This is a genomic window from Archangium sp. (assembly GCF_036389735.1).
GTDB lineage: Bacteria > Myxococcota > Myxococcia > Myxococcales > Myxococcaceae > Archangium.
Genome location: NZ_DASVWK010000557.1, coordinates 1 through 10,262 on the forward strand (window position 1 = coordinate 1; position 10,262 = coordinate 10,262).

A 10,262-nucleotide genomic window follows, 5' to 3' on the forward strand; every position below is an offset into this window, starting at 1 on the left:
TCGATGTCCTCCGGCCCGTACACCCCTCCCTTGATGACGGCCACCGCCGAATTGCCCCGGCGCATCGCCACGATGCCGATGTCCTTGTGGCGCGTGGCCCTGGCGATCACCTCCGGATGGCGCGCCACCAGTTGCGCGGCCTCGAGCGGCTGGAGCGAGCGCGTCAGGTAGACATGGGAGAAGTTGCCGGACTCGATGACCACCGGCTCCGACGGCGCGTAGCCCCCGGTGTCCACCGGGTGCGGCCGGCCGTCGAGCAGCCCCCGCGCCACGTCCTCGGAGAGCGGCGGCACCTCGCCCTTCAGGAGGATGTCCTCCAGCCGCTCCCCCGTGCGCTGCTCGATGGCGTGGCTGTCCACGTGACCGTGGTCCGTGACGAAGACGATGTCGTAGCCGGGCTGCACCGTCCGGGACACGGCGTAGAGCTCGGCGAGGTAGGCGTCCACCCGGCGCAGCTCCGCGAGCGCCAGCTCCGAGTTCGGACCGCGGCGGTGGGCCACCTCGTCATAGTTGCCGAAGACGAGGTAGATGGAGGGCACGCCGCGCACCATGTCCACCAGGGCCTTGGTATGGGCGAAGCTCCACCCCAGCCGCTGGAGGAAGACGCGGCTGATGAGGAAGCCGCGCTCGTGGCGCCAGTCCCGGAGCGCGCGGCCCCAGCGGTACACCTCGGAGACGCAGTGCCACGCATCCTTGCTCAAGGTGCGCAGGTACGAGAGCGGCGTCTGCGTGCGCGCCACGAGGATGCCTTCCATCTCGTGCTTGAAGCCGCGCGCCATGACCTTGAGGTTCGCCAGCGAGCTCATGCACAGGCGGTTGTTGGCCTCGGCCTGGAAGAGCGAGAAGTACGTGTGCCCGCCACCGGACAGCAGGCTCGTCCCGGCGCGGCGCTTCAGCCGCGTCTCGATGGCGAGCGCGTCGGCCGGGGTGTTCATCTGCACCTTGCGCCCGAGCTCCCGATCGAACCAGCTGTAGGCCGGCAGGTTGGGATGGCGCAGACCATAGAGCAGGCCCGCCTGGAAGAAGGGCGTTGAGGCAGGCGAGCCCCAGAACGCATCATCCAGTGAGTAGGCACCCGAGCGGACGAGCTTGGAGAAGAACGGCATCTGCCCGGTCCGGATGGCCGCCTCCAAGTGGACCTTGGGCACTCCATCCAGGTGCACGACGAGCAGCTTGCGTCGACGAGACGTCGACAGCGGGCCGATCTTCGACCCCACACGCCCCACGTACTCTCGAGCCCACGACTGCAACTGCGGGATGATGACTTCGTTCACGGTGTCGTCTCCCCTCCCCCCGCGCCATGATGTGCACGGGGGAGGCCAGCAGCCGGGCGGTCCAGGTGGGGGCCAAGCCAGGTCCGCCGCAGGGCAACCAGCCAGGCAGGCCCCGTGAGCGTCAAGAGAGGCGCACCCATGGGGCGGGTGTCACCTTTTGACGCGTGATGCTGACGACCGCGCTGCTGTTGACGACGCTGGCCACCACCGCCGCCACCCCGAGTGCGCCTTCTGAAGCGACCTCCACTCCGGTGGAGCAGCCGCCGAAGAAGGAGCGGGGGGTGGATGCCATCGTGCTCCCCCTGGTGAGCTACAACTCGGACCTGGGCTTCACCTATGGAGGCGTGGCGGGCGCCTACCTGTACGCCCCGGGCCACAGTCCGTACCAACACGGCATCGCGCTCCAGGCGATGTTCACCAGCCGGGGGCAGCAGAGCCACTACCTGCGCTACGACGGGCCTCAGCTCATCGGGCCCATGCGGCTGGAGCTGCGCCTGGATTACCGGCGCGAGCTGCGCAGCCCCTTCTATGGACCGGGCAACGTGTCCGCGCAGGACTTCCAGGGCGACGAGAACCAGGAGCGCTTCAACTACATCAAGGGCTCGCCGGGCGCGTTCGTGCGTCTGCGAGGCCGGCCCTGGGGGGACACCCACCCCTTCCAGTCCTACGTGGGCTACTCGTGGAAGTACACCGAGGTGGAGCCCTTCGAGTCCTCGGTGCTGGAGGATCTCAAGCCGGTGGGCATCGAGGGCGGGCCCACGGGGCAGCTCATGGCGGGCGTGATGTGGGACACGCGCGACAACGAGTCGGATCCCGTGCGCGGCGGCGTGGAGGAGCTGTCCCTGCGGGTGTCGGGCAGCGCCACCTGGAGCCGCTACCAGTACGCGGGCGTGACGCTGAGCGAGCGGCGCTACTGGCGGCTGGGCCCGCGCTTCATCCTGGCGCAGCGGCTGACGCTGGACGCGCTGTTCGGCGAGGTGCCCTTCTTCGAGTGGGTGAACACGGGAGGGGTGAGCACCTCCGAGGGCATTGGCGGGATGAGCAGCGTGCGCGGCATCGAGCGCAACCGGTTCGCGGGCAACATCAAGGCGTTTTCCAATACGGAGCTGCGCGTCCGGGCCTTCGACTTCAACCTGTTCAAGGCGCCGGTGGTCGTGGGCGGCGTGGCCTTCGTGGACCTGGGGCGCGTGTGGCACCCGGACGTGACGGATGGCCCCTGGTGGATGTGGCACCCGGGCGTGGGCGGCGGCCTGCGGGTGGCACGGCGCGCGGCGGTGGTGCGGTTCGACTACGCCATCTCCCCCGAGACCGGCCGGCAGCGCATGTACCTGAACTTCGGGCACATGTTCTGAAGCTCAGAACCGACGCAGCGAGGACCAGGGGAAGGGCCGCCAGAAGGGCGTCGCCACTTGCTCCGTCTCCAGCGAGAACCAGGGGCCCTCCTTGCCCGGAGAGAGCACGTGGAAGTCCTGCGCCGGCATGAAGCCCTGGCCGAGCAGCGCCACCCGCTCACCCTGGGCGTTGCGCGCCACGTCCAGCACCAGCACCACGTGCCCCGGACTGCCACCCAGCACGAAGAAGTCCCCCGGCCGCACGTCCTCGCGCCGGGGCCGCTGCGCCTCGGCGGCCAGGGACAGCGTCCCCGCGTAGGTGAAGACGAGGTCCAGGTACGCGCGGAACGAGGCGCGCGAGCCATCCGCCGGCCCGCTGCGCACCCAGGTCACCTTGGAGCCGGAGATGCGGGCGCGATCACCCGCCGCGTAGCGCGGCCAGGAGGCCAGGTGCCCACTGGTGAAGCGGTAGGCGATGCGCTCCTTCTGGCCCCGAGACCACTGCCACTCGGCATGGAGCCGGATGACGGAGTCCGCGCACTGCTGGAGATTGCTCGAGCCCACATCCAGCTCGGCCACCGCCGCGAGGGAGGCGTCATCCCCGGCGAGGATCTCCTCGCCTCGGAAGCTCAGCACCGGGGTGCCGGCCGGGCGCAGCGGCAGGTCGCGCAGCCACGCCCCGAAGGAGCCCTCCTCTACCGCCACCCGCTTGTACCCGGCCGGAGGCGCAATCACCTCCGAGAGGGGGCGGATGGGCCGCTCGACGGACAGCCATGAATACCGGGCCCGCTCCTCCCGCGTGGGCTCGCGAGGTCCATCGGAGGTCGCCCCCGCGCCTTCCGGGAGCCCCAGGAGGACGGCGAGCGAGGTGAGCAGCAACAGGCGGTCGAAGGTCTTCGGCACGGGCCTATCGTACGGCGTCGAGCCAGGAGCGCAGCTTCCCGTCCGGCTGAGCCTCGCCGCGCACGCCCGGCTCCACCTCGAGCTCCAGCGTGTGGAAGCCCCGCGCGCGGATGCCCTCCAGCAGCGCGGCCCGCTTCTCCGCGTCCGGGGAGAACAGGATGCACCCGTCCCCTCCTCCGGCGCCGGACTGCTTGCCCACGCTCCCGTACGCCGAGGCCATCCCCAGCACCCGACGCATGGGCTCGGTCTCCAGGGGACCCAGCTCCTGGAGGAGCGCGTGCTGCTCGCGCACGGCCTCGGAGAAGGCGCGGAAGTCCCCGCCCCCGAGGCCCACTTCAATCTCATGTCCCAGTGCGTCCGAGCGCTCCACGAAGGCCCGGCGCCCCGCCTCGCCCATCTTCGCCTCCACCTGCGAGATGAGCACCCGCGTCGAGGCGCTCTCCCCGGTGAAGGCATACCCCAGGGACACCTGGGGGGCCGGCAGCCGCCACACGTCCACAGCGGGGGCCGCGTCCACCGCCGCGCGGAAGCCGCCGGCGCTCGACGCCTCGATCAGCCCCGCCACCTCGAAGCGGCGGTAGCGCACGATGCCCCCCGCGTAGCTCGCGGCCACGTCCCCGCCGCTGCCCTTCCCGCCCTGCGCCGCCGCGTGCGACACCAGCGCCACCTTCAGCGCGTCGAGCTTCTCCTCCAGCACGAAGCGCATCGCGTCCGCCGCCAGCACCGTGGCGCACGCGCTGCCACCCATGCCCAGCTTCTTCCCGTTGGGCCCCACCGCCGACGGAGCCACCGCCAGATCGAACCCCACGGACTCGCGCCCGTGCAGCCGCAGCGCCTCGTCCAGCGTGCGCGCCACGAAGGAGAAGCCCGGGGACACCTCGCCCCAGCGCACGCCCCGTGGCGTCGTCCGCCCATAGAGCGTCCCCTCCTCCAGGCAGATGTGCACCTGGCTGTCCCAGCGCCGCCGCACCATGGCCGACGTGCGCGGGCCCACCGCCGCCACGCGCGACACGCCGCCCCACAGCACGGCGTACTCGCCGGAGACGAACAGCTTGCCTGGGGCCGAGAGCGCACGCTCCATTAGAAGAGGTGCTCCGTCTGGAGCTTCGCGTCACCGCCCGGCACGCACCGCACCACGTCCGTGGCACCACAGGCCATCGCCACCGCCTCGGCCGCCACCTCGTGCGCCGCGTCCGTGAGGATGCACGGGTTGGGGCCCGCATCCAGCGTGAACCACACCGGAACGCCCTTCTTGCGCTGCTCGCGCAGGGAGTGGATCAGCTCCAGCGTCTTGGGCAGCAGGTAGCAGAGCGGCGGCTCCGCCGCGAGCGACGTGGCATGCATCCGCCACGCGTTGCGCTCGCACATCTCGCCCAGCGCCTGGAGATCCTTCCGGGCGAGGAACTCACGGGCGCGCACCACCTCGGCCTCGGCGTCCTTCACCCACGCCGAGTAGTACGGGCTGGTGTCCACCGCGTTCTTCATGCCGTCGCGCGACTTCACTTCCTTCTCGTCGCGGTTGACGATGGCCACCACCATGCGCAGCTCCGGCCAGTGCTTCTCGTCGAAGCGCTGCACCGCGTAGCTGTCCGTGCCATCCGCGCGCTCGCCCCGCATCCACTCGCAGAAGCCACCCTGCACGCTGCGGCACGCCGAGCCGCTGCCCAGCCGCGACAGGAGGCTCGCCGCCCTCGGATCCGCCGGAAGCCCCGCCGCCGCGCGCGCCGCCACCGCCAGCGCCGCGAAGCCCGCCGCGCTGCTGGCCAGGCCCGCCGCCGCCGGGAAGTCCCCGCGCGACACCATCCTCGCCGGGCCGAGCTTCTGGCCCTTCGCCTCGGCGCGCACCACCTCCAGCACGCGCAGCACGCGGTCCCGCTCGCTGCCCTTGGCCACGTAGCCGTTGAGCTCCACCTCGTCCTCCGAGCCCACCCCGAAGGCCACCGTCGTCCGCACCGACAGCGGCGAGAGCGTCATCGAGAGGCTCGACTGGTGGGGGAGGATGAGCGCGTCATCCCGCTTCCCCCAATACTTCACCAGCGCGAGGTTCGGGTGCGCGAGGGCTGTCGCCTTCATGCCGCTCCCCTTGTCGCTCCCTCGCGCGGGCCCGCGAGCTGGCTGTCGAAGCAGCGGATGCCGAGCCGCGTCAGCTCGTGCACCACCGGCCCCGTGTCCTGGAAGAGGCCGATGACGGCGCCGCCATCACCTCCGGCCCCCGTCAGCTTGGCGCCCAGCGCGCCCATGTTGCGCAGCCGGTGCACCATGTCGTCCAGCCCCGGCGAGGACAGGCCCAGCGCCGCGAGCAGGCCGTGGTTGACGTTCATCACGTCGCCCAGCGCCTCCAGATCGCCCTCCTCCACCGCCTCGGCGCCCTCGCTGGCCAGCAGGCCGATCTCCCGGAAGACGCGCTGGTAGCGATCCGGCCAACGCTTCTGGCGCTCGCGCAGCGCGCCCACCGTCAGCTTCGTCGGGCTGCGCGCGCCCGCCATCACCACCACCAGCCGCACCGCCTTGGGGCTCTCCACCACCTTGGCCCGGCCCTGCTCCGCGCCCGGCTTGCGGCGGTAGAGGATGAGCTGCTCCATGGCGCTCGTGGTGTGGTCCACCCCCGAGGGCGTGCCGTGGAACTCCTGCTCCATCTCCCAGGCCACGGCCGCCACCTCGGACGCCGTCGCCTTGCGGCCGGCCGCCTGGAGCAGCACCCGCGAGCACGCCACCGACAGCGCACCCGAGCTGCCCAGACCCATGGACAGCGGCAGGTCCGTGTCGAACGACACCTTCACCCCGGGATCGTCGCAGGCCGCCGTCGCTCGCGCGAAGGCCGCCTTGAGCACCTTGCGCTGCTCGGGCGTCAGGGCATCCGGGATGACGAGCTGGCACTTGTTCGAGGGCTCACCGCGCGCCGTCACACCGCGCGACAGGGGCCCGGCCAGGGCCGGGTAGCCGTACACCACGCTGTGCTCGCCGAGGAGGATGACCTTGCCAGAGCCGAAGCCCACCAGGGGGGAAGTGTTGTTCGTATCCATGGATATCCTGTCAGAAGGTGTGCTTCAGCCCTCGGTGCCCGTGGCGGCGCGGAAGTCCTCTTCCGACAGCGCGTCGATGATCTCCCGCGCCTTCTCCACCTTCACGTGCCCCGCCGTCACCAGCAGCTCGGCGATCTTCTCCACCCAGTCGCCCCGCGCACCCGCCGTCACCGCCACGCACCGCGCGTGCATCGCCATGTGGCCCTTCTGGATGCCCACCGAGCCCAGCGCCCGCACCGCCGCGAAGTTCTGCGCCAGGCCCACCGACGCGAACACCATGGCCATCTCGCGCGCCGACTCCACGCGCAGGATCTTCATGGCCACCTGCACGCCCGGGTGCACCTTGATGGGACCGCCCACCGTGCCCAGCGCCATGGGCAGCTCGATGCGACCCACCAGGTGCCCGTCCTCCACGTGCCACGTCGACAGCGGCCGGTACTGCCCGTCCCGGCAGGCGAAGGCGTGCGCCCCCGCCTCGATGGAGCGCCAATCCTGGCCCACGGCGATCGCCGCCGAGTCGATGCCGTTCATGATGCCCTTGTTGTGCGTGCACGCCCGGTAGGGGTCCGCCAGGGCGAAGCGGCTCGCCTGGTAGATGCCCTCGGCGATGGCCTCGCCCGGCATGTCGAAGTCCGCCAGCATCGGGACCGGAATGTGGCACGTGGCGCGCGCCAGCCGGCGGTCCGCCAGGTTGGAGAGGATGCGCAGGAACACCTTGCCGCCGGTGAGCTGCTCCAGCAACGGGGCCACGCCCTCGGCCATGGTGTTGATGAGGTTGGCCCCCATCGCCTCCTGCGTGTCGATGATGAGGTGCACCACCAGCAGCGGCTCACCGCGCGGGCCCTCGGGGGCCGGCAGCACGCGCACCTCGATGTCCTTGCAGCCCCCGCCGCGCTTCACCATCGACGGGTGGAAGCTGTTGGCCAGCGCGAGCAGGGCCTCGCGGGCGGCGAGGATCTTCTTCGTCGCCTCGGTGGGATCCCCGTAGCGGGTGAGCTGCACCTGGCCGATCATCACCGGAGCGTCCGCGTCGGCGATGAAGCCGCCCGCCTCGCGGACGATCTTCGAGGCGAAGGACACCGCGGCCACCACCGACGGCTCCTCCACCGCCATGGGCACCAGGTAGTCCCGGCCGTTGACGAGCATGTTCAGCCCCAGCCCCATCGGCAGGGAGAACGTGCCCACGGCGTTCTCGATCATCTTGTTGGCCAGACCCGGCTGGAGCGCGCTGATGCCCTGGAGCTGCGCGAGGTCCATCTCGTCCAGATTCAGCATCTGGGAGAGCTTCTCGTGCCGCTCGACCATCGACAGCTTGTGGAATCCAGACAACCGGGACGTCAGCGTTTCAGACATTATCTTCTCTCTCCACCGCGCAAGGCACGTTCGAGGTCGGCGGGAATAATCCCTACAGTGCCGCGAGCCAGTCCTTCAACTGCCCCAGGATGACCCGGGGCTTCTGCCGCAGTTCACCACAGGTTCGGCTGCCAGTGAGAACGAGCGCCTGCTTGAGGCCGGAGAGGATGATGTCGAGCGCCTGCTCGGCCCCCTCCAGTCCCCGCTCCTGCTGGGCGCGGAAGAGGGGCAGCGCCATGCCCGCCAGGTCCGCGCCCAGGGCGAGCACCTTCGCCGCGTCCAGCCCGGTGCGCAGTCCGCCCGAGGCCACCAGCCGGACGTCCGGGCCCACGCTGCGCCGCACGGAGGCGATGGCGGCCGCGGTGGGAATGCCCCAGCTGGAGAACTCGGCGCCCACCTGGGCCTGGGTGCCCGTGGCGCGCAGCTGCTCCACGCGCACCCACGAGGTGCCGCCCAGCCCGGACACGTCCAGGTTGCGCACCCCCAGTTCCACCAGCCGGCGCGCCACCTCGGGGCCGATGCCGCACCCCGTCTCCTTCACCAGCAGGCGCGAGCCGAACGCGCGCACCAGCCCCTCCACCACCTTGTAGCCACCGCGGAAGTCCCGGTCGCCCTCGGGCTGGGTGAGTTCCTGCCCGGCGTTGAGGTGCAGCGCCATGCCGTCCGCGCCAATGGCGTCCGCCAGCTTTCGCACCCCGTCCACGCCCAGCCCCACCGCCTGGTACAGGCCGATGTTGCCCAGCAGCGGCACCGTGGGCGCCACGTGGCGCACCTGGAAGGTCTCCGTCAGCTGCGTGAACTCCGACATCGCCCGCTGGCTGCCCACGCCAAAGGCCAGTCCGTGCCGCTCGGCCAGGGTCGCCAGGTCCCGGTTCACCACCCCGGCCCGCTCCGTGCCTCCCGTCATGCCGGTCACCAGCAGCGGGTAGCGCAGCCGCTTGCCCAGGAACTCCGTGGACATGTCCACCTCGTCCACGGCCATTTCCGGCATCGCGCAATGCACCAGCCGCACGCACTCCAGCAGCGTGGTGTTCTCCGACGGCTCTACATCGCCGGTCGCGCACAGGTCGAGGTGAGCGTCCTTGCGCTTCGCCGTCTCACCTGTGAGTCCCTCATGACCTTTGGAAGGCATGTGTCTGGAAAATTCCGATGAAGTTGAGAGCGTCCGTTATTTCTAGATTCAGAATCCAGATTCCCTAGCAAGCGAGGCAAGCAGGCGCAAGCCATGGCTGTACGACAAGGACCCCCACGGTATGTCCATGGACGGACAGAGAGGACGGAGGGTATGAGGGCGGCGTGAGCACTCCCGCGCCCAAGGTGGTCGTCTTCCTCCACAGCGGAGACTACGACCGGGTCCATCAGGGGCTGGCGATCGCCGCGGCGGCGGTGGCGGCCGGACGGCGTGCCGAAGTGTACCTCTTCTGGTGGGCCCTGGAACGCTTCCTCCAGGGGCGCCTGGACGAGCCGGACTTCACCCCGCCGCGCGAGGACGTGGTGGACCGCTTCGAGACGAGGCGCCTGCCCACGCTGCGCACGTTGTTGGAACACCTGCGCGAGTCCGGACTGGCCACGGTCCAGGGCTGTACGGGCTCCCTGGGGGCCCTGGGCGCCGAGGCCCAGGCCGATTCCCTGGCTGATAAAGGGCCCATCGACGGTTGGGTCGGCTGGAGCGCCATCCTCCAGAGGACCGCGGGCGTGGTGGACCGCTTCTACCTGTAGTCCGGCTCGTTTGACGCGTCCTGTCGCCTGCTTAGGTTTCCTTGAGCCCCGAGAGGGGGAAAGGAAAGGCAGGGCAACCTCATGCGTGCTGGCGGGATGTATGGATCGTCGATGACCCGGGAGGGACCGGGCCCGCGCGGGAGCGGCTGGGGCCACCGGCTCGGCAACGCGCTGAAGACGACGGTGCTCCTGGCTGGCCTCACGGCGCTGCTCCTCGTGGTGGGCGAGCGCCTGGGAGGCCCCCGGGGACTCGTCTTCGCGGGCTTCTTCGTCGTGGTGATGAACTTCGCCTCGTACTGGTTCAGCGACCGCATCGCCCTGGCGATGCACGGGGCGCAGCCGCTGGAGTACGCGCAGGCGCCGTGGCTGCACCAGATGGTGGAGCGGCTGGCGGCGCGCGCGGGCATGCCCAAGCCCAAGCTGTACCTGCTGCCCACCCGGACGCCCAACGCCTTCGCCACGGGCCGCAACCCGTCGCACGCCGCGGTGGCGGTGACGGCCGGCATCGTGGAGATCCTGGACCGGCGGGAGCTGGAGGGGGTGCTGGCGCACGAGCTGGCGCACGTGAAGAACCGCGACACGCTCATCGGCACGGTGGCGGCCACGCTGGCGGGCGTCATCAGCTACGCGGCGCAGATGCTCTTCTGGTTCGGCGGCTC

General features: G+C 70.6%; 10 protein-coding genes. 3 read left to right on the top strand and 7 right to left on the bottom strand.

Annotated features, from left to right (window positions below):
- Nucleotides 1–1,274, bottom strand: a 1,274-nt coding sequence (locus VF794_RS19440; RefSeq protein ID WP_331112546.1) for an alkaline phosphatase family protein, incomplete at its 3' end; no start/stop codon positions are given.
- Between the two features lie 167 nt (nucleotides 1,275–1,441).
- Here VF794_RS19440 and omp85 point away from each other — a divergent pair.
- Nucleotides 1,442–2,626: an Omp85 family outer membrane protein gene (gene omp85 / locus VF794_RS19445; protein WP_331112561.1), complete on the top strand. Its 1,185-nt coding sequence runs from the start codon at nucleotides 1,442–1,444 to the stop codon at nucleotides 2,624–2,626.
- Between the two features lie 3 nt (nucleotides 2,627–2,629).
- On the opposite strand, the gene VF794_RS19450 is transcribed toward omp85, so the two are convergent.
- From VF794_RS19450 to fni, 6 genes are read right to left on the bottom strand one after another with little or no spacing between them, the layout of a single operon-like run.
- A complete protein-coding gene (locus VF794_RS19450) occupies nucleotides 2,630–3,508 on the bottom strand; it encodes a DUF4846 domain-containing protein (protein WP_414640925.1) in 879 nt (292 codons plus the stop codon).
- A gap of 4 nt (nucleotides 3,509–3,512) precedes the next feature.
- On the bottom strand, nucleotides 3,513–4,589 hold the full coding sequence (locus tag VF794_RS19455; RefSeq protein ID WP_331112548.1) for a phosphomevalonate kinase: 1,077 nt from the start codon (nucleotides 4,587–4,589) through the stop codon (nucleotides 3,513–3,515).
- Entirely contained in the window at nucleotides 4,589–5,581 is a 993-nt protein-coding gene (gene mvaD, locus VF794_RS19460) for a diphosphomevalonate decarboxylase (protein WP_331112549.1), read from the bottom strand. Before mvaD ends, VF794_RS19455 begins: the two co-directional genes overlap by 1 nt.
- Nucleotides 5,578–6,531: a mevalonate kinase gene (gene mvk / locus VF794_RS19465; RefSeq protein ID WP_331112551.1), complete on the bottom strand. Its 954-nt coding sequence runs from the start codon at nucleotides 6,529–6,531 to the stop codon at nucleotides 5,578–5,580. Before mvk ends, mvaD begins: the two co-directional genes overlap by 4 nt.
- Before the next feature lie 24 nt (nucleotides 6,532–6,555).
- On the bottom strand, nucleotides 6,556–7,884 hold the full coding sequence (locus VF794_RS19470; protein WP_331112553.1) for a hydroxymethylglutaryl-CoA reductase, degradative: 1,329 nt from the start codon (nucleotides 7,882–7,884) through the stop codon (nucleotides 6,556–6,558).
- A gap of 52 nt (nucleotides 7,885–7,936) precedes the next feature.
- The gene (gene fni / locus VF794_RS19475) at nucleotides 7,937–9,016 is read right to left on the bottom strand and encodes a type 2 isopentenyl-diphosphate Delta-isomerase (RefSeq protein ID WP_331112555.1); all 1,080 of its coding nucleotides are present in this window, start codon (nucleotides 9,014–9,016) and stop codon (nucleotides 7,937–7,939) included.
- Nucleotides 9,017–9,180: 164 nt separating this feature from the next.
- Between fni and VF794_RS19480 the strand changes: the two genes are divergently transcribed.
- The gene (locus VF794_RS19480) at nucleotides 9,181–9,603 is read left to right on the top strand and encodes a hypothetical protein (RefSeq protein ID WP_331112557.1); all 423 of its coding nucleotides are present in this window, start codon (nucleotides 9,181–9,183) and stop codon (nucleotides 9,601–9,603) included.
- A gap of 111 nt (nucleotides 9,604–9,714) precedes the next feature.
- Nucleotides 9,715–10,262: M48 family metalloprotease (locus tag VF794_RS19485; RefSeq protein WP_331112559.1), on the top strand; the 548-nt coding region annotated here is incomplete at its 3' end.

Bases quoted from the DNA above. Each gene is read 5' to 3' on its own strand.
- omp85 (WP_331112561.1), top strand. From the start codon at position 1,442: ATGCTGACGACCGCGCTGCTGTTGACGACGCTGGCCACCACCGCCGCC.
- VF794_RS19455 (WP_331112548.1), bottom strand. From the start codon at position 4,589: ATGGAGCGTGCGCTCTCGGCCCCAGGCAAGCTGTTCGTCTCCGGCGAG.
- mvaD (WP_331112549.1), bottom strand. From the start codon at position 5,581: ATGAAGGCGACAGCCCTCGCGCACCCGAACCTCGCGCTGGTGAAGTAT.
- mvk (WP_331112551.1), bottom strand. From the start codon at position 6,531: ATGGATACGAACAACACTTCCCCCCTGGTGGGCTTCGGCTCTGGCAAG.
- VF794_RS19470 (WP_331112553.1), bottom strand. From the start codon at position 7,884: ATGTCTGAAACGCTGACGTCCCGGTTGTCTGGATTCCACAAGCTGTCG.
- fni (WP_331112555.1), bottom strand. From the start codon at position 9,016: ATGCCTTCCAAAGGTCATGAGGGACTCACAGGTGAGACGGCGAAGCGC.